The following is a 19,740-nucleotide window of genomic DNA, read 5'->3' as shown; positions in this document are numbered from 1 at the left end:
AAACTAACAGATATTCTACTCGGCCAACTGTCATACGCCGCGTTTATTGCCCCAAACCAAAGTGTGCAATTGAGGCAATACCTTCACGTCGTTCATAACGGAAGAGCGTACATGATAGTCGATCAATTGCTCGTACCGCTGCAGCAAATCGGCGACCAGCTGCGTGTCATCCGTTGTCGCTGTGTCTTCATTGCCGGTCTGAAGAAAGAACGGAACAGCTGGATAACGCTGATGAAGATTTTCTGCATAGGCAAAATCATCCTGGTCGAATACAACGACTTTCAAACTGACATTGGCGTTTTGCAGTTTGTCGATAAAGAAATCCAATTTGGCAAAATCCGTCGACATGCCTGAGCTGGGTGGTTTAGGTGATAATGTGATGTCATCGATTGCTGCCAGCCAGTCTTGCCAAATAGAGGCCTGTGTCTCAACAGCAACTTTCCAGCCCTGCTGGTGGCAAAGATCGACCAATTCAGCTATGCCCTTGTGGAGTGCAGGATTGCCTCCGGAAATGGTGACGTGTGAAAATGCCTTGCCGCCTATGCGGATCAATTCTTCAATAATTTCTCCAGGCTGCTTGGAAGTGCTGGTGCCTGTGCCATCCCAAGTGAATTTTGAATCACACCAAGAGCAGGAATAGTCGCATCCAGCGGTGCGCACGAACATGGTTTTTTGCCCCATGACCATGCCTTCTCCCTGTATAGTCGGACCAAAGATTTCCATGACGGGAATTCTCATGACAGGTCCTCCTTACGCGGCCGGTAGACCACATAGCTTGTTGGAGTTTCACGGACAATGACCTGCAGGCAATCGGGCTGGTTGCTTTTCGTTTTCAGCACATGCTGAATGGACTGCCAAACCTGCTGGGCAAGCAATTCAGTAGTGGGAAATTTAGTTGCAAATTCAGGATGATCATTCAAGACACTGTGGTCGTATTTTTTATGAATCAATTCTTTCAGTAATTTAAAGTCAATCAGAAAACCGGTAGCGTCAAGCTCATTGCCGGCAATGGTAATGTTCAGGTGGTAAGTATGGCCGTGCATCATCCGGCATTTTCCGGCATCTTCGCTGGGAATAAAATGTGCTGCAGAGAAATGCAGGTCTTTATTGAGTTCGAATTGAAAGTTATGCGTAGCTGTCGGATAAAATTGCTGCATCATACGATTGTACCTGCCGATTTTTTCGTTTGATAACGGGCGAGCCCTTCGTTGCGCAATTGACAGGCAGGGCAATCTCCGCAGCCGGTGCTCGGAATGCCGTTATAGCAGGTCAGTGTTTTCTCCTGGACAAACTCAAATGCATCAAGTGTATCGGAGAGCTCCCAGACTTCGGACTTATCCAGCCACATCAACGGCGTGTGGATAATGAATTGCTTATCCATGGCCAAATTCAATGTGACATTCAACGAACGGATAAAAGTATCGCGGCAATCGGGATAGCCGCTGAAATCCGTTTGGCTGACACCGGTGATCAAATGCCGTGAACCGATTGCATCTGCATAAACCGCTGCAAACGACAGGAATAAGTGGTTTCTGCCTGGCACAAAAGTGGAAGGCAGTTGCCCTTCTTCATCGGTGACTTCAATATCATCACGCGTCAATGCATTCGCGGATAATTGATTGATCAAAGTCATATCCAATACTTTGAAAGAGACGCCGAGTTCTTCTGCGATTTTTCGTGCACATTCAATTTCAGCTGAATGGCGCTGGCCATAATCGAATGTGACCGTGGCCACTTCCTTAAAATTCTTGATGGCCCAAAACAGACAAGTGGTGCTGTCCTGGCCGCCGCTGAAAACAACGACTGCTTTTTCATTTTTCATCTGTAACACTCCTTAGTTTTTTAGAGAGGGAGTTTGCGAACCTCTTTGAACGAACAGTTTTAATGATACCATATTGTGCACTAAAGGAAACAATTGACAGAAAGCTTGCGTAGTTACCAGAGAAATGTGTATCAGAAAACCGGCCAATGAAGAGACCTGTAATTTTTCAATACGCAATGCGTCTAATCTGCAATGGGAGGTGTAGAGATGAAGCGAATCGCTTTACTGGTGTTACTAGCAGCAACAGTTATTGGTTGCAACCGGGAATCGTTTGAAGAAAGGGATATCATTGAAGATATACAAGGCGAAATCACGAACGGGGAGCGACTGTATGCGTTTTATGAAAACACGGTAAATGGAAAAGAAGATGCCGTAAGAATAATCAGCTATACGACAGAAGGCGATCCCATTTATCAAGACCTGCATTTTGACGGCAATAAGATCGAGTCTGTAGAAGATTACAGAGAAGATCAGTTCGGCTCTAAAGAGATCGTGACAAGGATGTGTAATGAAATTACGATCATCTCTTCTGAAACTGAAGCGGTCTATGTGTTGGCAGGATGTGATCCTGAAACAGGAATGAATAGTGTCCTCCACGAAAAGTGATAAAGGTTTTATGCTTTAAACATTTCTAATTTTCTTTTGTGAATAATATTTCTGTATAAGGGTATATTTGATAATAACGGAAGGAGAGATGTGAGATGAAAGCAATCGTCATTGATAGTTACGGCGGCAAAGAGCAATTGAAGGAACAGCAAGTGGAAAAACCGGCAATTATGGACAATCAGGTTCTGGTGGAGATCCATGCTACTTCCATCAACCCGATTGACTGGAAATTGCGTGAAGGATATTTGAAAGAAATGCTGCCTTGGGAGTTTCCAATTATTTTAGGTTGGGATGCAGCAGGCATCATTGCTGAAGTTGGCAAAGACGTGAAGCACTTTAAAGTGGGTGACCGTGTTTTCGCAAGACCTGCAACTACGCGTCAAGGCACCTATGCAGAATATGTGCCTGTGGATGAAGACTTGCTTGCGCATATGCCGGAAAGTATGACATTCGAAGAGGGGGCCGCAATTCCCTTGACGGGATTGACAGCTTACCAATGTCTTGTGGACTTTGCAGAAGTGAAAAAAGGCGACAAAGTGCTGATCCATGCAGGAGCCGGCGGTGTCGGCAGTATGGCCATTCAAATTGCCAACAGCATCGGCGCTTATGTGGCAACAACGGCCAGCGATAAGAACGATGAATTGGTTAAATCTTTGGGAGCCAATCGGGTCATCAACTACCGTGAAGAAGATTTCAGCGAGCTGCTGGAAGATTTCGATGCAGTATTGGATACGATGGGCGGCGAGGTTCTCGATAAAAGCTTTAAGATCCTGAAAAAAGGTGGGAAATTGATTTCCATTGCTGGACAGCCTTCTGCTGAAAAGGCGGAGCAACACGAAGTGAAAGCCAGTGACTTTTGGCTGGAACCGAGTGGAGAACAATTAAAAAAGCTAGCAAATCTTTATGTATCTGGCGAATTGAAGCCTACAATCGGTGAAGTATTTGCATTTACTGAACGAGGTTTGCAAGATGCACATGAGTTAAGTGAATCCCATCATGCCAGAGGAAAAATAATCATCAAAATAAAATCTTAATAAAACGAAAAAGCCTCTCACAAAATTTTGTGAAAGGCTTTTTTCGTCTGTTATTTTAGAAGTTTTCAGGTTTACCTGATTTGTCTTCTGAATAATATTCATCGGGAGCATCATTTTGGGCCTCTTCTGTACGGACGACCAGAACATCGCATTTTGCAGAACGGACAATGTGTTCAGATACGCTTCCGATTAAGAAACGTTCAACTGCATTTAATCCGGTAGCACCACAGACGATAAGGTCTGCTTCCACTTTTTGAGCCAACTCTCTTGAAATCATTGTTTTTGGAGAACCATAATCAACTACAATATTCACTTTTTGAACCCCGCCTGCTAAAGCTTCTTTCTTATAATCTTCCAGCAGGTCTTCGGCGAATTTTTGGGCGCGGTCGGCAATGGAGCGGTCATATGCTTCAATTGCTGCAAATGAGCGGGTGTCGATTACATTTACCAAATTTAATGTGGCATTGTTCCGCTCAGCTATGCCGACCGATTTTTTGAATGCCCATTCCGCTTCTTTTGAACCGTCTACTGCTACAAGAATCTGACTATACTTTAATGTCATCCTACATTCCTCCTTTGTCTCTACTTATACCATTCGCTATAACTGCAAGAGTTCCTTCTAAATTGAAGTTAATTTTACTGAATATTTGTCAAATTAGAGACGGTGATGAGTCCTTCTGGAAACAGCATCAGAAAGGAGGGCAGCTGATATGACAGCGGAAACAAGTGAAGTCTGATAGAATAAAGTAGATATCAGAATAAACAATCTATTTTATCGGTTTAAACTACTTAAAATGATGGAGGGTTTCGAAATGCGAATTGGTGTACCGAAAGAAGTAAAAAACAATGAAAACAGAATAGCTATGACACCGGCCGGCGTAGTCAATCTTGAAGTTCATGGACATGATGTATTTATTCAGTCGGGCGCTGGTCTGGGTTCCGGTTTTACCGATGAAGATTACAGTGCAGCTGGTGCGAAAATTGTTGAAACAGCGGACGAAGCCTGGGCACAGGAAATGGTCATGAAAGTAAAAGAACCCGTCCAGGAAGAGTACCGTTATTTCCGGGAAGGACTGATTCTGTTCACCTACCTGCATTTAGCGCCTGAAAAAGAGTTGACTCAGGCATTGCTGGAAGCAAAAGTGACAGGTATTGCGTACGAAACGGTGCAGTTGCCCAACAATTCCTTGCCGTTGCTGACACCAATGAGTGAAGTGGCAGGCCGGATGTCCACGCAGATCGGAGCTCAGTTCCTCGAGAAGATACACGGCGGTGCAGGGATTCTTCTAGGCGGTATTCCCGGCGTGGGCCGAGGAAATGTCGCCATAATCGGTGCAGGTGTAGCGGGAACCAACGCTGCAAAAGTGGCCGTTGGAATGGGGGCGAATGTGACGATCCTGGATTTGAATCCCGATCGCTTGCGTCAATTGGATGACCAGTTCGGTCAGGATGTACAGACCTTGATGTCCAATCCGCTGAATATCGCAGAATCCGTGAAAAAAGCGGATTTGGTTATTGGAGCTGTTTTGATTCCGGGGGCGAAAGCACCTAAATTGGTGACAGAAGACATGATCAAATCCATGAATCCGGGTTCCGTGGTGGTTGATATCGCGATTGACCAAGGCGGAATTTTTGAAACCAGTGATCGCATCACGACCCACGATGAACCGACCTATGTGAAACATGGAGTCGTTCATTATGCAGTCGCGAATATGCCCGGTGCTGTTCCCAGAACTTCAACAATTGGTTTGACGAACGTTACAGTACCCTACGCCGTGCAGATCGCGAATAAAGGATTTGCAAAAGCAATCTCCGAAAACGAAGCTTTGAAAAAAGGAGTAAATACATTGGCGGGCCATGTCACCTACCAGGCAGTCGCTACTGATCAGGGACTGGAATATAAGTCAGTCGACGATGTATTAGGACAATAAAAAAGGGCATCGGAGAAATCCGATGCCCTTTTTATAATTAATTTGTAATGATCTGAAGTTCTTTCGGGTATTTCGTTAATACTTCATAGCCGTCTTCTGTGACCGCCACATCATCTTCAATGCGAACGCCGACTGTGCCCGGAACGTAAATGCCGGGTTCCAAGGTAAAGACCATCCCTTTTTCCATCTTCATCGGGTTCGCCCCGTGGATAGAAGGGAATTCATGCACCGAAATGCCGAGGCCATGTCCCAGGCGGTGCGTGAAATAATCACCATACCCAGCATCCGTAATGACCTTGCGTGAAATCTGGTCGAGTTCAGCTGCGGTAACACCTGGCTTGACGGCTTCGAGTGCGGCCGTTTCAGCTTTTAAGACAATCTCATATACTTTTTTCTGCTCTTCGCCTGGTTCACCAAGTGCCAATGTGCGGGTGATGTCCGAACAATAGCCTTTATGGACAACGCCAAGGTCGAATAAAACCAAATCACCATTCTGCAGTTTCCGGTCACCGGTTTTGCCGTGAGGCGACGCGGCCTTATCTCCAGCCAATACGGTCGTATCGAAAGACATATGGGTTACGCCGCGTTTTTTCAAAGCCAATTCAATTTCAGTCATCACTTCAACTTCGGTGATGCCTTCTTTAATTGTTTTGGCCGCAACTTCGATGGCATAATCAGCCAATGCTGCCGCTTCACGCAAAATCTGAAGTTCTGCATTGTCTTTGATGACCCGCATAGCATTCAGCTGATCATCCATTTGGACAATTTGGAGCGAGCCGAATAATGAAAGAATGGCATCGTAACGGTCAACCGTCATATGCGCTTTTTCGATTGCCAATGCCTTCACTTCAACTCCACGCGATTGGACGGTGTTGAACAGGATTTCCATAGAGTTCTGTGTATCTTCGTGCCCGATGATTTCGCCCGTCCATCCTGCATTTTTTGCGTCGGGCATTTCCATTTTCGGACAGATCAGAAACGGCTCAGCTTCAGCGAAGACCATTACACCCAGCAGGCGTTCATGCGGGTTGCTTTGGAAACCGCTGACGTAAAAGACGTTATAAGGATCGGTGATGAACGCCGCATCGATTGATTGTTCCTTTAAATAATTCTGTAATTGCTTGATTTTGGTCATATATATTCCTCCTCTACATGTGTAGCATATCAAAAATCAGGGTATAAAACAGCTATATGAGTTGAATTAACCAGCGCTTCACCATTCAATCAGCCCGAAAACAGGATGAAGACATTTTGTCAGCTTTTATCAGAAAGAACCAGTTCAGCTCTTATATCCATCATTATTTAAAAACTTTTTGGAGGGATTTCATGCACATCTCATATCACGGACATTCCATTGTAAAAATCAAAACGGGTGAGCACACGATTTTAATCGACCCGTTCATCAACGGCAACGAATTGACAGACTTGAAAGTAGGGGATGAAAAACCCACGGCGATTTTATTGACGCATGCGCATAACGACCATGTTGGAGATACTGTGGAATTGGCAAAAAGCAATAATGCACAAGTTGTGGCGCCAGTTGAGTTGGCTAATTATTTGGGCAGCCAGGGAGTGAATGCTGCTGGAATGAATCTGGGCGGCGCACATGAATTTGATTTTGGCGTAGTGAAATTCACAAAAGCATTTCATAGTTCTTCCTATACTACTGAAGAAGGTGAAGTGGTATACGGCGGTATGCCAGCCGGAATCCTCTTTAAGGCTGAAGGCAAGACAGTTTACCATGCCGGCGATACCGAAGTTTTCGGTGACATGAAAATTCTTGGGGAACGCAATGAAATTGATGTAGCGTTTGTGCCCATCGGCGATTTTTTCACTATGGGGCCGGAAGATGCAGCGTATGCGGTTGAATTGTTAAAGCCGAAAGTAGTGGTGCCGATCCATTACAATACGTTCCCGCCAATCAAACAAGATCCGGAGCATTTCAAGTCACTGGTAGAAGGTGCAGAAGTGAATATTCTGCAGCCAGGTGGCAGCATCGAATTATAATAAGTACAAAACCCCGAAGAGCAGAGGCTTTTCGGGTTTTGTTTTTCTTTTTTTGAGCGGTTACTCTTACGGACCGTCTTGCATTGGCTCCCTCCACTTTTCGATTGTCCAGTTACGGCAATCAGCCCTTCTGGTCATAAGCCTGCCCAGCTGTGCGGCTGAAGAGACGCCGCTTCGCCGGTCTGTCTTATGCCGATCAGGGCAAACATGATCGCCTCCACTTTTCTCTTGTCCAGTTGCGACGGGCTGGCCCTCGGGACATAAGCCCCTCTGGCAGTTCGGGTGAAAAAACACCGCTCAGCCAGATCGTCTTACGCCTGTCGGACCAGGACGCCCGTCTCCACTTTTCTTGTAATTATGCTACACTAGAATGTACAGCTACGTAGAAAGAATGGGTGAAATCATGGCGACTAAACATGAACAGATATTGGATTATATTGAGACTTTAGCGGTAGGGGAAAAAATTTCCGTGCGGCGCATTGCGAAAGATTTGCAGGTCAGTGAAGGTACCGCTTACCGGGCTATCAAAGAAGCGGAGACGAAACGATTGGTGTCGACGATTGAACGTGTCGGAACCATTCGCATTGAACGCAAGAAAAAAGAGAACATTGAGCGGCTGACCTATGCTGAAATCGTCAATATTGTCGATGGCCAAGTGTTGGGCGGCAGAGCCGGATTGCATAAATCTCTCAACAAATTCGTTATTGGGGCTATGCAGCTGGAAGACATGATGCGCTATACCGAAGCCGGCAATCTGCTGATTGTCGGAAATCGTTACAAAGCACATGAATATGCATTGCGAGCCGGAGCGGCAGTACTTGTGACAGGCGGGTTTGAAGCATCTGAAGGGGTGAAAAAACTGGCGGATGAATTTGAACTGCCGGTCATTTCGACAAGTTATGACACTTTTACTGTAGCGACCATGATTAACCGTGCCATTTACGATCAATTGATCAAAAAAGAAATTCTATTGATTGAAGATATTTTGATTCCGTTGGAAGTGACGGCACATTTGAATGTAAAAGATCCGATCAGCCGTTACCATGATTTGAATGAAGAAACGACCCATGGCGGTTTTCCGGTCGTCGATCATTCCAATAAACTGGTCGGAATCATCACATCAAGAGATGTTATCGGCCATCAGCCGACGGATTTGGTTGAAAAAGCGATGACCAAAGATCCGATCACTGTTTCGATGCAAACCAGTGTGGCCGCTGCAGGGCACCGTATGATTTGGGAAGGCATCGATTTACTGCCGGTCGCAGATGACCACGGCAAATTGAAAGGGGTCATCAGCAGGCAGGATGTCCTGAAAGCGATTCAAACCGCCCAACGCCAGCCGCAGCAAGGCGAAACGATCGATGACATCATCAAAAGCCAGCTGCATCAGCAGACGGGCGATAAATTGATGTTGGAATTCCGGGTAACGCCGCAAATGACCAATGCTTATGGCTCGATTTCCCATGGTGCCTATACGATGATCTTGACGGAAGCGGCAGGAGCGGCGCTGAAAACCAAAAACCGAAAAGACAGTGTGTTGGAAAACATGTCTGTTTATTTCCTGAAGCCGGTCCAATTGGATACCTTGGTATTCGTCAAACCCCAGATTCTCGACATTAGCCGAAAATCGGCCAAAGTAGAAGTGGAAGTTTCCCTGGAAAATGAAATCGTCGGCAAAGCCATTTTGACTTTCCAATTGTTGGACCGTTGAGATAAGTGAATTCCATCCATGAAAAAAGGCAGCAGGAACACTCGATGATCGAGTGCATCTGCTGCCTGAACATCCTTTAGGAGAAAAAAGGGCTTACGGGTTCAAGTCCGCTTCTTCCTCTAGGAATGTTTGGTAATGGCGTGCTGCTTTGTAATTGTAATACACAAGCGCTAAGCCAAGGACGATGAAAATAGCTGAGACGATGAAGGTGACCGTGCTCTGGAAAACGAATAGCTGATTAATGCCGAATAAAGTGACAAAACTGCCCAAAGCCATGGATGCGCGTGCTGCGTACCATTTTTTGCGTATCGGCAAAACGGAGCGGGTGCGGAATTGCTTGGTTTTGTTATAAAAATAAACGACAAATGATACAATGATTAAAACAACGAATATTAACATAGGGACCTCCTGAATTCCAAAACTCATTTTCATTGTACTGAGAATTGAGCAAAATTGCGAATGGATTTCCTTATATAATGGAGGAACTCGGAAATGAACAGTCAAATCATCGACACAATTAAACAATACAGTACCATCATCATTCACCGCCATGTGCGTCCAGACCCGGATGCCTATGGTTCACAGCTTGGCCTGAAATATATTTTGGAACACAATTATCCGGACAAACGCATCCTGGCTGCCGGCACCCATGATTACACAATGGACTTCCTGGACTTTCCTGATCTGGTAGAAGATCAGGATTTTGAAGGCGCATTGGTGATCGTGACCGATACGGCGAATACGGAGCGTGTGGACGATCAGCGCTACAAGACGGGTGCCAAGCTCATTAAAATCGATCACCACCCGAATGATGATGCTTACGGCGACATTGTTTCCGTTGATACGACCGCAAGTTCCGCTTCTGAATTGATCTACGAGTTATTTACATATGGCCGTGACCGCGAGGGCTGGACGATGACGGCAAAAGCAGCCCGTCTGCTGTATGCAGGAATTATTGGAGACACGGGACGTTTTCTGTTCCCAAGTACGACACAAAAAACATTTGCGGTTGCAGGCGAATTGATCAAATACGACTTCGACCGAAATGCGCTGCATAACGGCATGTACGAAATGGACCGCAAGTTATTGCATTTGCAGGGGTATATGTACCAAAACTTCAAAATGGATGAAAATGGGGCCGCTCATGTTAAAATCACCAAAGATATTCTCAAGGAATTTGACGTAACGGCAACCGATACCTCTTTATTGGTCGGATCGCTCGGCAATGTGAAAGGCATGAAAGCGTGGGTCATCTTGATTGAAGAAGACACTGAAATCCGTGTACGCCTGCGCTCAAAAGGGCCGATCATCAATACACTAGCGAAGGAATTCGGAGGCGGAGGACATCCGTTGGCATCCGGTGCAACTGCTTATTCATGGCAGGAAGCTGACCAGGTTATCGCACGCCTTGCCGAAATCTGTGCTGCTGCAAACTAAGGAGGGAGTCGGTTGTCAATGGTTTATCCGCATATAAGCACATCGGCTGATTTGCTGAAAAGCACGGTACGCCTTGACGAACTTTTCCCGTATCTGAAGGAACAAGGAGCCGCTTCAGCCGCAATCGTCAACACCAAATTATATGGTATTCTTCCTTTTTGGGAAGCATGCCGCCGTGCCGGCATCCATGGGGTGGTCGGCCTTTCGGCGTCTATTGAATACGAAGAGCAATCCTATCCGGTCGTTTTATATGCCCAGTCGAATAAAGGCTACGGCAATTTGCTGAAAATCTCCAGTGCCTTGTCGACAAGAGACAAAGAGGCCATCCCTGAGCAATGGCTCAAAGCCTATCGAGAAGGGTTGATCTGTGTTATTCCCAATAAAACAGAATGGCTATTGACCGACCGCAGCCAGGTATTCGAATACGTTAAGCATTTATTCGGCTCAGCAGCTTTTGGAAGCATCGAACGGCCAGGCGGAATAACATCGGAACATGAACCTGCATTTGTCGGCATCTGCGAAAATATGGGCTTGCCGATTATCGCTTCACAGGAAAGCCGTTACCTGCACCAACAAGATGCATTTGCCTATGAAGTGGCATCCGCCATTGGCCAGGGCTTGAAGATGGAAGATCCGGAAAGAAAGAAACCTGAGCACACCAATGCCTATGTGCCGAGCCGGCAAGAGTTCGAGTCCTGGTTCGCTGACCGCCCGGAATGGTTCCGGCGAACAGCGGATGTCTTGAAAAGCTGCCAGTTGACGATTCCGATGAACCGCCAACTGCTGCCAGTATTCCCATTGCCGAAAGAAACCGACAAAGCGGCTTTTATTGCAGAGTTGTGCAAATCGGGATTGGCTGAACGGGTCCCCGGCTATTCACAGGACTATCACGACCGATTGGATTATGAGTTGTCTGTGATTGGAACGATGGGATTTATCGACTATTTCCTCATTGTTTCGGATTTCATGAAATATGCCAAAGACCAGGGCATTATGACAGGCCCTGGGCGTGGATCTTCGGCCAGTTCGCTTGTGGCGTATTCACTGAAAATCACAGATGTGGATCCTCTCGAACACGGCTTGCTGTTTGAACGCTTCTTGAATCCAGAACGCGTAACGCTGCCCGATATCGATATTGATTTTGCGGATCACAGACGGCACGAAGTAGTGGAATACGTAGCGGGAAAATATGGAGCGGTACGAACCGCCCAAATTATCACATTCGGCACCTTATCGGCAAAAGCCGTTGCCCGTGATACAGCCCGTGTGTTCGGTTTTGAAGCTGAAGAGCTGGATGCGATTTCGAAAATGATTCCGAATCGTCCAGGCACTACGCTACGGTCGGCCCTCAAAGAATCGCAGACTTTGGAGAGCTGGATCATGGAGCGGGAAGAGCGCAAAACTTGGTTCAAGACAGCACTGAAATTGGAAGGGCTGCCGCGCCATGCTTCAACCCATGCAGCAGGAGTAATTTTAAGTCCATCGCCGCTGGTTGACCATGTCCCGATTGAAAAAGGGCATGAAGGCATTTATTTGACGCAATGGCCTATGCAGGAACTGGAAGCGATCGGCTTACTGAAAATGGACTTTTTGGGTCTGCGCAATTTAACGATCCTGGAACAAATCCGCAACTTGATTTATTGGGATACGAAAAAACGGCTAGACTACCGGAATATTCCGTTGACGGATGCTGAAACGTTCAAGCTGCTGGCTGCTGGCGATACAACCGGTGTCTTCCAATTGGAATCCGAGGGCATGCGCGGGGCGCTCCGTCAAATTAAACCCACGGCATTCGGTGACATCGTCGCAGTAAATGCTTTGTTCCGGCCAGGCCCAATGGAATTCATTCCGTTATATGCGAGACGGAAACACAAGCAGGAAACTGTGAAATATGTCCATCCGATTCTGGAACCCATTTTAAGCGAAACTTATGGCGTCATCGTTTATCAGGAACAAATTATGCACATTGCAGCGAAGATGGCCGGTTTTTCTTTGGGAGAAGCCGACTTGTTGCGGCGTGCAGTCAGCAAAAAGAAACGCGAGATTTTGGACCAAGAACGCGCGCATTTTGCCCATGGAGCCAAAGCGAAAGGTTTTACAGAAGCGGAAGCATCAGAAGTCTACGATTTGATTGTCCGTTTCGCGGATTACGGTTTTCCGAAAAGCCATGCCGTCGCCTACAGCATCATTTCCTACCAGCTGAGCTATGTGAAGACCCATTATCCGGTTCATTTCTATACCGGGTTGTTGGGAAACAGCGCGGGGAATGCGGATAAAACGAGACAGTTGCTGCAGGAAATCAAAGATAATAAAATTCCGTTGCTGCCGCCTTCTGTTCAGCAAAGCCGCCATTCCTTTTCTGTAGAAGACGGCAAGATCCGGATTGGGTTGAATGCGGTAAAAGGAGTTCCAGGAACAACGATCAAAGCGTTGCTGAACGCAAGAGAAGATGGGCCGTTCAGCAGCCTGTTCAATATTGCCGAACGGATTTCAGCCTTGCATTTCAACAGGAAATCGTTTGAGCCGTTGATTAAAGCAGGAGCTTTGGATGACTTTGGGTATGACCGCAGTGTTTTGCTGGCATCGCTGGACAGTGCCATCAAGCATGCTGAACTGGTTAAACCGAATGAAGACCCTGGCCTATTTGATGATATGGGGTCGAGCTTCATGAAACCGAAATACACCAAAGCAACGGAACTCCCGGAAAGTCTGAAACTCGATTACGAAAAAGAAGTGCTGGGCTTTTATTTGTCTAAGCATCCGGTTGAACGGGAAAAAGAAGAAAGGCAGAAATCCTATAACGAACTGAAATCACTTCATACAAAACGGGACCGTGAATCGGTTAGGGTACTTGGAATGGTGGAAGATATTAAACGGATCCGGACAAAAAAAGGAGATGCTATGGCATTTGTAACCTTAGTGGACGAAACTGGTCCAGCTTCTGTCACATTGTTTCCAGTAGAATATGCCAAATACAACCTTCTTCTTGAGTCCCATGCCATCCTCGAAATTCAGGGGCAAGTCGAAAACCGCAACCATAAAACAGCGATTATCTGCAAGAATATAGAAACCTGACTGCTTTTCTAAAAGAAAAGCAGTTTTTTCTTTACGTAGCCATATTTTTTTTGTAAGGTATAGAATATGAGTGGTCAGACCACTTTCAAAAAAATGGGAACTGAGGAACTGTCATGAATCAAACTAAACGGTATTTGGATATAGTCAGGGACATTCGTGATATGATCCGGCAGGAAAAAATCAAGCCGGGTGACCGCATTCCATCTGAAAGGGAATTGGCCGAAACCATGCAAGTAGGTCGCTCAACGCTGCGGGAAGCATTGCGCAGTTTGGAATTGCTTGGGTTGATCGAAACGCGCAGAGGTGAAGGTACATTTCTGTCTGACCATCGCAACCATACATTGGTTGAGGTGTTGTCGACGTTCGTCCTGCAGGACAATCAGTCGCATAAAGATGTCTGGGAAACGCGCTTGCTCCATGAAGTGGCCGCGATCCAGTCTATTTGCCAAAATGAAGCAGCCAGCCAAATGAAGGTCTGGGACAGTTTTCGGCTGCACCTTACAAACGACAGCTTTCAGCGAGAAGACTTTGTCCGTGAACTGATGGTGCTGTCGGGCAATCGATTGTCATTGAAAATCTGGTTTCTATTGAAGCAATACAGCGGAAATCCATATGATGGAACTGTCACTTCTGATGAAATTGAACACATGAACCATATACTTACTGCAATTGAGCAGCAAGATGCAGAGACGGCCGTTCGGGAGTTTCGGGCCTGGAATGAATGGCTACAAAAGGAGAGAATACGCAATGGCAATGATTCGTGATATTTTTAAACGCAATAAAGACAGCAAAGAGGCGACCATACCTACGAAATCTGCAAAGGATGTCCCAGAAGGCTTGATGACTAAATGTCCTTCCTGCAAAGAAATTACATTGACGAAGGATTTAGATAAAAATAATAAGGTTTGTCCAAAATGCGACCATCATTTTAAGATGACTGCTTATGAACGTGTCAATAGTTTGCTGGATGCCGGAAGCTTCGAATCGATGGACGATCATTTAAAATCGGAAAACCCACTCGGCTTTCCTGGCTATACAGAAAAAGTCCAGGCAGACAGTGAAAAAACCGGTTTGAATGAAGCGGTCTTGACTGGTACCGGCCAGCTGTTTGGCCATCCGATTGTAGTAGCGATTATGGATTCCCATTTCCGGATGGGTTCTATGGGGTCGGTTGTTGGAGAGAAGATTACGCGTGCCATTGAAGCAGCTACTGAGCGCAAATTGCCTTTTATCATTTTTACAGCGAGCGGTGGAGCACGTATGCAAGAAGGCGTTCTGTCGTTGATGCAGATGGCAAAAACCAGTGTGGCTTTGAAACGCCACAGCAACGAAGGCCTGCTTTTTGTCTCAGTTCTGACGCATCCGACAACAGGCGGCGTTTCCGCAAGTTTTGCATCAGTGGGGGATATCAATATCGCTGAACCAAAAGCATTGATCGGTTTTGCAGGACGCCGGGTTATTGAACAGACCGTGCGCGAGAAATTGCCGGAAGACTTTCAGACTGCTGAATTTTTACTGGCCCACGGACAACTGGATGCAGTCGTTCACCGGGCGTCAATGAAAGATACGCTGGCGACGATTGTGCGTCTCCACACGAAAGGAGCCGTGACCAATGGCTAAGAAAAACGGAAAAAAAACAATGCCTTTTGAAGAACCGCTTATTCAGCTGAGAACAAAAATCTCAGAGCTGAAGGAGTATACAGCGAATGCCGAAGTTGATTTGAGTTCGGAAATCAAGTCTCTGGAAGACAGGTTCTCCAAGCTTGAAGAAGAGATATACGAAAACATGAAACCTTGGGACCGTGTCCAAGTGGCTCGCCATCCGGAACGGCCGACTACTCTCGACTATATCCCGTTGATTTTTAATGACTTTATCGAATTGCATGGCGATCGCCTTTACGGGGACGATGAAGCGATCGTCAGTGGAATCGCTTCTTTTCACGGCCAGCCGGTTACGATTATCGGCCATCAGCGCGGCAAAGATACGAAAGAGAATGTCAGACGGAATTTCGGCATGCCGCATCCTGAAGGCTACCGGAAAGCTTTGCGCTTGATGAAGCAGGCGGAGAAATTCAAGCGTCCGATCATTTGCCTGATAGACACGAAAGGGGCGTATCCGGGTAAAGCAGCTGAAGAACGTGGGCAAAGCGAAGCGATTGCGCGGAACCTTGTTGAAATGGCCGGGCTGGAAGTTCCTGTCCTATCTATTATCATCGGTGAAGGAGGTAGCGGGGGCGCATTGGCACTTGGTGTCGGCAACCAGATTTTGATGCTGGAAAACTCAACTTTCTCGGTTATCTCGCCTGAAGGCGCGGCATCGATTTTATGGAAAGATTCGGCTCTTGCGCAAACAGCAGCTGAAGCCATGAAAATCACTGCACCCGACTTGTTGGAAATGAAGATAATTGAACACATGATTCCGGAAGTGCGCGGTGGTGCACATCATGATCCACAGCGGCAGGCGGCAATCATTTCTGAGGCGATCCGCCGTTCCCTTGAGGAATTGAATGGCATGACCTCTGAAGAACTGATTGACCAGCGTTACCGGAAGTTCAAATCAATCGGTGTTTTCAGTGAATGATGGAGAACCGCCTCGGCGGTTCTTTTTGTTTTCGGAAAATTGAGGCACCTGAATTAAATAAGGTTTGGATTTTGCAAACAAAATCTTAACATGTTTGAAGGCTATTCAGGACTGACAGCAACGCCTTGGCGTGGTAAGGTAAACAGAGTAAATGGACTGCAGGAGGGGTATATCAATGAAGAAAATTGGAGTGTTGACAAGCGGAGGAGATTCGCCGGGCATGAATGCAGCTGTTCGGGCAGTTGTCCGTAAAGGGATTTTCCATGGCATTGAAGTAGCTGGGGTTTATTCCGGGTATCAGGGCCTGATCGAAGGCACCATCAAAAAGCTGGAAGCAGGAGATGTGGGAGACATTATCCAGCGTGGCGGAACTAAATTATATTCCGCACGCTGCGAGGAGTTTCGCACCGAAGAAGGCCAATTAAAAGCGATTGAAAACATGCGCAAAGAAGGTCTTGAAGGGCTAGTAGTCATTGGGGGCGACGGTTCTTATCGTGGAGCGATGGCATTGACAAAAAGAGGATTTCCATGCGTAGGCGTTCCGGGAACCATCGACAATGACATTCCGGGAACCGACTACACCATTGGATTTGATACGGCATTGAATACCGTTATCGAAGCGATTGATAAAATCCGTGATACCGCGACAAGCCACGAACGGACGTTCATCGTAGAAGTGATGGGCCGCGATGCCGGTGATTTGGCTTTGTGGGCAGGTCTGGCCGGCGGTGCAGAAACCATCCTCATTCCGGAAGACAGCTATGATATCGATGACATGGTCGATCGTCTCCAAAAAGGCCGCAACCGAGGCAAGCGCCACAGCATCATCATTGTGGCGGAAGGAGTCATGGGCGGCAATGAACTGGCTGAGCTCATTAAAGAGAAGGCGGATATAGAAACACGCGTGTCGGTACTGGGCCATATTCAACGCGGTGGATCACCGACTGCCCGAGATCGTGTCCTTGGCAGCTTGTTTGGCGCACGGGCAGTGGAAGTTTTGCTTACCGGTGCTGGAGGACGAGCTATTGGCATGAAAAATCATCAGGTGGTAGACTATGATATGACAGAAGCATTCACTGCTGAGCATAATGCGGATATGAGTTTGTATACTTTATCTAAAGAGTTGGCAATTTAATACGGTAAATGGAGTGAGTTTATTGAGAAAAACGAAAATCGTCTGCACAATCGGACCAGCAAGTGAATCACCTGAACTGCTTGAACGTTTAATTGAAGCGGGCATGAACGTCGCCCGTTTGAACTTTTCACACGGCAACCATGAAGAGCATGCACTGCGGATCAAACGGATCCGTGAAGCAGCAGATAAAGCCGGTAAAATTGTCGGCATCCTGCTGGACACCAAAGGGCCGGAAATCCGTACGCATCAAATGGAGAACGATTCAATCGAATTGGTAACGGGCCAAAAAATTGAAATCTCCATGACGGAAGTAGTGGGGACTCCTGAAAGATTCTCTATTACGTATGATCAATTGATTGAAGATGTAGATGCTGGATCTATCATTTTGCTTGATGACGGACTGATTGAACTGCGCGTGGAAAGCCTGGATAAAGCAAATGGAATTATCCACACGATAGTTGAAAATGCCGGAACTTTGAAAACCAAAAAAGGCGTCAATGTTCCGGGAGTTTCAGTTCAGTTGCCGGGAATCACTGAAAAAGATGCCCAGGATATTTTATTCGGTATTGAACAAAGAGTTGACTTCGTAGCTGCTTCTTTTGTCAGAAATGCTGCAGCTGTCTTAGACATCAGAGGGCTTCTTGAGAAAAACGGCGGAGCCCATATCCAAATCATCCCGAAAATCGAAAACCAGGAAGGCGTCGACAACATTGATGAAATCATCATGGTATCTGACGGCCTGATGGTGGCGCGCGGAGATCTTGGTGTAGAAATTCCGGCAGAAGAAGTGCCATTGGTTCAGAAGTCATTGATCGACAAATGCAACAGCGCTGGAAAACCGGTTATTACAGCTACACAGATGCTCGATTCCATGCAACGCAATCCACGTCCGACACGTGCAGAAGCAAGTGATGTAGCCAATGCGATTTTTGATGGCACAGACGCTATTATGTTGTCAGGTGAAACGGCAGCCGGGCTGTATCCGATCGAATCTGTTGAAACAATGCACCGCATCGCAGAAACAACGGAAGCGGCACTGAATTATAAACAAATCGTCTCAACCAGAAGAAAAGAAAAAGAGTCGAATATGACTGAAGCGATTGGACAGGCAGTTGCCTACACTGCACTGAACTTGAAAGTTCAGGCGATCATTGCACCGACGGAAAGCGGAACAACTGCTAAAATGATTTCCAAATACCGTCCGGGAGCGCCTATCATTGCTGTCACGTCTTCCGATATACCTGCTCGTAAGTTAACATTGGTTTGGGGCGTTCAGCCCATCGTCGGGTCGTCAGTTGAATCGACGGATGAATTGCTGGAAAAAGCTGTGGATGAAAGCTTGAAACACGGCTATGTCAAACACGGTGATCTTGTCGTCATTACGGCGGGCGTTCCAGTCGGGCAAGCCGGAACGACCAACTTGATGAAAGTGCATGTGATCGGCGATATCCTTGCAAAAGGACAGGGAATCGGCAAAACAGTCGCTTTCGGTGAAACTGTTGTGGTCAAAAACGCAGAAGAAGCGCTGGCAGTCGATGTTGAAGGCAAAATCATTGTTACGATCGGCAGCGACCGCGACATGATGCCAGCTATTAATAAATGTGCTGGCCTCATTACAGAAGAAGGCGGATTGACGAGCCATGCCGCAGTTGTCGGTTTGAGCCTTGGCATTCCGGTAATCGTTGGTGTCAAAGAAGCAACTTCATTGATTAAGAACAACTATGATATTACAATGGATGCGGAAACCGGCATAGTTTATCATGGCCACGCGAGTGTCCTTTAAACAATAGAGAATCAGTTAGCAGGGAGTTTTGCTCTCCGTTAAAGCATCAAAGGAAAGTAAAGAAGAAGGAGGCCGGTCAACATGATGAAATGGATTTTCTTGGCCTTGATCATAGTACCGACTTTGGAATTGGCTTTGCTGATTTGGGCTGGAGGCAAGCTCGGATTCTTTGCAACAATGGCAATCATTGTGGCGACCGGCTTGCTTGGCGCTTTTCTTGCCAAAAAGCAAGGTCTAAAAGCATTAAAGGATATCCAGGATGGCATGAATAGTTTTCAAGCTCCTGGGGATCAATTATTGAATGCGGCATTCATTCTGGTGGGCGGTATTTTGTTGCTGACACCAGGCTTCATTTCTGATGCAGTCGGGTTTACGATGCTTTTCAGTCCCACTCAGAAAATGTATAAGCCATTCATTTACCGAATAATCCACAAAAAAATGAAAAATACCCGGGTTATCGTTGGATAATACCGGGTATTTCCATGGATTTTGAAAGGAAATTTAAATTCTATAAGCGTTTCCATTCACAAATTCTACAAAGTTGATTATAATGGCTAAGTAAGGGAATAAAAACAGAAGTTCATAAACGCAGATGAGACATCATTCTGCATTTTTTTT

Annotated in this window: 19 protein-coding genes and 1 riboswitch; of the genes, 13 read left to right on the top strand and 6 right to left on the bottom strand. The window is 46.4% G+C overall.

Annotated elements, in window-relative coordinates; genetic code table 11:
• Positions 1–30: 30 nt before the first annotated feature.
• From queE to queC, 3 genes are read right to left on the bottom strand one after another with little or no spacing between them, the layout of a single operon-like run.
• On the bottom strand, positions 31–738 hold the full coding sequence (gene queE / locus IRE19_RS16135; RefSeq protein WP_191716731.1) for a 7-carboxy-7-deazaguanine synthase QueE: 708 nt from the start codon (positions 736–738) through the stop codon (positions 31–33).
• On the bottom strand, positions 735–1,160 hold the full coding sequence (queD, locus tag IRE19_RS16130) for a 6-carboxytetrahydropterin synthase QueD (RefSeq protein WP_203341188.1): 426 nt from the start codon (positions 1,158–1,160) through the stop codon (positions 735–737). The genes queE and queD overlap by 4 nt, the downstream gene beginning before the upstream one ends.
• Positions 1,157–1,822: a 7-cyano-7-deazaguanine synthase QueC gene (gene queC / locus IRE19_RS16125; protein ID WP_191716733.1), complete on the bottom strand. Its 666-nt coding sequence runs from the start codon at positions 1,820–1,822 to the stop codon at positions 1,157–1,159. Before queC ends, queD begins: the two co-directional genes overlap by 4 nt.
• A 6-nt stretch (positions 1,823–1,828) precedes the next feature.
• Positions 1,829–1,872, bottom strand: a riboswitch (PreQ1 riboswitch).
• 157 nt (positions 1,873–2,029) lie between these two features.
• On the opposite strand from queC, the gene IRE19_RS16120 reads away from it, so the two are divergent.
• Both IRE19_RS16120 and IRE19_RS16115 read left to right on the top strand, forming a co-directional pair.
• Positions 2,030–2,428, top strand: coding sequence for a DUF4362 domain-containing protein (locus tag IRE19_RS16120; protein WP_203341187.1), 399 nt, complete (start codon positions 2,030–2,032; stop codon positions 2,426–2,428).
• Positions 2,429–2,523: 95 nt separating this feature from the next.
• Positions 2,524–3,462, top strand: coding sequence for an NADP-dependent oxidoreductase (locus tag IRE19_RS16115; protein WP_203341186.1), 939 nt, complete (start codon positions 2,524–2,526; stop codon positions 3,460–3,462).
• A 55-nt stretch (positions 3,463–3,517) separates the two neighbouring features.
• On the opposite strand, the gene IRE19_RS16110 is transcribed toward IRE19_RS16115, so the two are convergent.
• The gene (locus tag IRE19_RS16110) at positions 3,518–4,024 is read right to left on the bottom strand and encodes a universal stress protein (protein ID WP_191716736.1); all 507 of its coding nucleotides are present in this window, start codon (positions 4,022–4,024) and stop codon (positions 3,518–3,520) included.
• A gap of 250 nt (positions 4,025–4,274) precedes the next feature.
• Between IRE19_RS16110 and ald the strand changes: the two genes are divergently transcribed.
• The gene (gene ald / locus IRE19_RS16105) at positions 4,275–5,393 is read left to right on the top strand and encodes an alanine dehydrogenase (RefSeq protein WP_203341185.1); all 1,119 of its coding nucleotides are present in this window, start codon (positions 4,275–4,277) and stop codon (positions 5,391–5,393) included.
• A 37-nt stretch (positions 5,394–5,430) separates the two neighbouring features.
• On the opposite strand, the gene IRE19_RS16100 is transcribed toward ald, so the two are convergent.
• Positions 5,431–6,528 (bottom strand): M24 family metallopeptidase, encoded by a 1,098-nt coding sequence (locus tag IRE19_RS16100; protein ID WP_203341184.1) that lies wholly within the window; start codon positions 6,526–6,528, stop codon positions 5,431–5,433.
• Between the two features lie 191 nt (positions 6,529–6,719).
• Between IRE19_RS16100 and IRE19_RS16095 the strand changes: the two genes are divergently transcribed.
• Both IRE19_RS16095 and IRE19_RS16090 read left to right on the top strand, forming a co-directional pair.
• The gene (locus IRE19_RS16095) at positions 6,720–7,400 is read left to right on the top strand and encodes a metal-dependent hydrolase (RefSeq protein WP_203341183.1); all 681 of its coding nucleotides are present in this window, start codon (positions 6,720–6,722) and stop codon (positions 7,398–7,400) included.
• Positions 7,401–7,803: 403 nt separating this feature from the next.
• Positions 7,804–9,111 carry a DRTGG domain-containing protein gene (locus tag IRE19_RS16090; RefSeq protein WP_191716740.1) on the top strand — a complete coding sequence of 436 codons (1,308 nt, stop codon included), beginning with the start codon at positions 7,804–7,806 and terminating at the stop codon, positions 9,109–9,111.
• Positions 9,112–9,204: 93 nt separating this feature from the next.
• Here IRE19_RS16090 and IRE19_RS16085 read toward each other — a convergent pair whose 3' ends face one another.
• Positions 9,205–9,510 carry a YtpI family protein gene (locus IRE19_RS16085; RefSeq protein WP_203341182.1) on the bottom strand — a complete coding sequence of 102 codons (306 nt, stop codon included), beginning with the start codon at positions 9,508–9,510 and terminating at the stop codon, positions 9,205–9,207.
• A gap of 93 nt (positions 9,511–9,603) precedes the next feature.
• On the opposite strand from IRE19_RS16085, the gene IRE19_RS16080 reads away from it, so the two are divergent.
• The 8 genes from IRE19_RS16080 to IRE19_RS16045 all read left to right on the top strand — a co-directional run bounded on the left by IRE19_RS16080 (position 9,604) and on the right by IRE19_RS16045 (position 19,590).
• Positions 9,604–10,548 carry a DHH family phosphoesterase gene (locus IRE19_RS16080; RefSeq protein WP_203341181.1) on the top strand — a complete coding sequence of 315 codons (945 nt, stop codon included), beginning with the start codon at positions 9,604–9,606 and terminating at the stop codon, positions 10,546–10,548.
• 18 nt (positions 10,549–10,566) lie between these two features.
• The gene (dnaE, locus tag IRE19_RS16075; RefSeq protein ID WP_238943283.1) at positions 10,567–13,623 is read left to right on the top strand and encodes a DNA polymerase III subunit alpha; all 3,057 of its coding nucleotides are present in this window, start codon (positions 10,567–10,569) and stop codon (positions 13,621–13,623) included.
• Between the two features lie 113 nt (positions 13,624–13,736).
• Positions 13,737–14,387, top strand: coding sequence for a FadR/GntR family transcriptional regulator (locus IRE19_RS16070; protein ID WP_203341179.1), 651 nt, complete (start codon positions 13,737–13,739; stop codon positions 14,385–14,387).
• Positions 14,371–15,243: an acetyl-CoA carboxylase, carboxyltransferase subunit beta gene (gene accD, locus IRE19_RS16065; protein WP_191716745.1), complete on the top strand. Its 873-nt coding sequence runs from the start codon at positions 14,371–14,373 to the stop codon at positions 15,241–15,243. The genes IRE19_RS16070 and accD overlap by 17 nt, the downstream gene beginning before the upstream one ends.
• On the top strand, positions 15,236–16,204 hold the full coding sequence (gene accA, locus IRE19_RS16060; protein ID WP_203341178.1) for an acetyl-CoA carboxylase carboxyl transferase subunit alpha: 969 nt from the start codon (positions 15,236–15,238) through the stop codon (positions 16,202–16,204). The genes accD and accA overlap by 8 nt, the downstream gene beginning before the upstream one ends.
• A 175-nt stretch (positions 16,205–16,379) precedes the next feature.
• Positions 16,380–17,339, top strand: a complete 960-nt coding sequence (gene pfkA, locus IRE19_RS16055) for a 6-phosphofructokinase (protein WP_203341177.1) — start codon at positions 16,380–16,382, stop codon at positions 17,337–17,339.
• A gap of 22 nt (positions 17,340–17,361) precedes the next feature.
• Positions 17,362–19,122 carry a pyruvate kinase gene (pyk, locus tag IRE19_RS16050; protein WP_203341176.1) on the top strand — a complete coding sequence of 587 codons (1,761 nt, stop codon included), beginning with the start codon at positions 17,362–17,364 and terminating at the stop codon, positions 19,120–19,122.
• Between the two features lie 81 nt (positions 19,123–19,203).
• Entirely contained in the window at positions 19,204–19,590 is a 387-nt protein-coding gene (locus IRE19_RS16045) for an FxsA family protein (protein ID WP_191716749.1), read from the top strand.
• The last annotated feature ends 150 nt before the right edge of the window (positions 19,591–19,740 follow it).

It is taken from the genome of Planococcus beijingensis, assembly GCF_016820615.1.
Classification (GTDB): domain Bacteria; phylum Bacillota; class Bacilli; order Bacillales_A; family Planococcaceae; genus Planococcus; species Planococcus notacanthi.
The sequence above is the reverse complement of the archived record's forward strand: the minus strand, read 5'-3'. Positions and strand labels throughout refer to the sequence as shown.

Coding starts and splice junctions, on each gene's coding strand:
- IRE19_RS16090 (WP_191716740.1), top strand. CDS start 7,804: ATGGCGACTAAACATGAACAGATATTGGATTATATTGAGACTTTAGCG.
- IRE19_RS16110 (WP_191716736.1), bottom strand. CDS start 4,024: ATGACATTAAAGTATAGTCAGATTCTTGTAGCAGTAGACGGTTCAAAA.
- IRE19_RS16070 (WP_203341179.1), top strand. CDS start 13,737: ATGAATCAAACTAAACGGTATTTGGATATAGTCAGGGACATTCGTGAT.
- IRE19_RS16095 (WP_203341183.1), top strand. CDS start 6,720: ATGCACATCTCATATCACGGACATTCCATTGTAAAAATCAAAACGGGT.
- IRE19_RS16080 (WP_203341181.1), top strand. CDS start 9,604: ATGAACAGTCAAATCATCGACACAATTAAACAATACAGTACCATCATC.
- queE (WP_191716731.1), bottom strand. CDS start 738: ATGAGAATTCCCGTCATGGAAATCTTTGGTCCGACTATACAGGGAGAA.
- IRE19_RS16115 (WP_203341186.1), top strand. CDS start 2,524: ATGAAAGCAATCGTCATTGATAGTTACGGCGGCAAAGAGCAATTGAAG.
- accA (WP_203341178.1), top strand. CDS start 15,236: ATGGCTAAGAAAAACGGAAAAAAAACAATGCCTTTTGAAGAACCGCTT.
- queD (WP_203341188.1), bottom strand. CDS start 1,160: ATGATGCAGCAATTTTATCCGACAGCTACGCATAACTTTCAATTCGAA.
- dnaE (WP_238943283.1), top strand. CDS start 10,567: ATGGTTTATCCGCATATAAGCACATCGGCTGATTTGCTGAAAAGCACG.
- IRE19_RS16100 (WP_203341184.1), bottom strand. CDS start 6,528: ATGACCAAAATCAAGCAATTACAGAATTATTTAAAGGAACAATCAATC.
- ald (WP_203341185.1), top strand. CDS start 4,275: ATGCGAATTGGTGTACCGAAAGAAGTAAAAAACAATGAAAACAGAATA.
- IRE19_RS16120 (WP_203341187.1), top strand. CDS start 2,030: ATGAAGCGAATCGCTTTACTGGTGTTACTAGCAGCAACAGTTATTGGT.
- IRE19_RS16045 (WP_191716749.1), top strand. CDS start 19,204: ATGATGAAATGGATTTTCTTGGCCTTGATCATAGTACCGACTTTGGAA.
- pfkA (WP_203341177.1), top strand. CDS start 16,380: ATGAAGAAAATTGGAGTGTTGACAAGCGGAGGAGATTCGCCGGGCATG.
- queC (WP_191716733.1), bottom strand. CDS start 1,822: ATGAAAAATGAAAAAGCAGTCGTTGTTTTCAGCGGCGGCCAGGACAGC.
- accD (WP_191716745.1), top strand. CDS start 14,371: ATGGCAATGATTCGTGATATTTTTAAACGCAATAAAGACAGCAAAGAG.
- IRE19_RS16085 (WP_203341182.1), bottom strand. CDS start 9,510: ATGTTAATATTCGTTGTTTTAATCATTGTATCATTTGTCGTTTATTTT.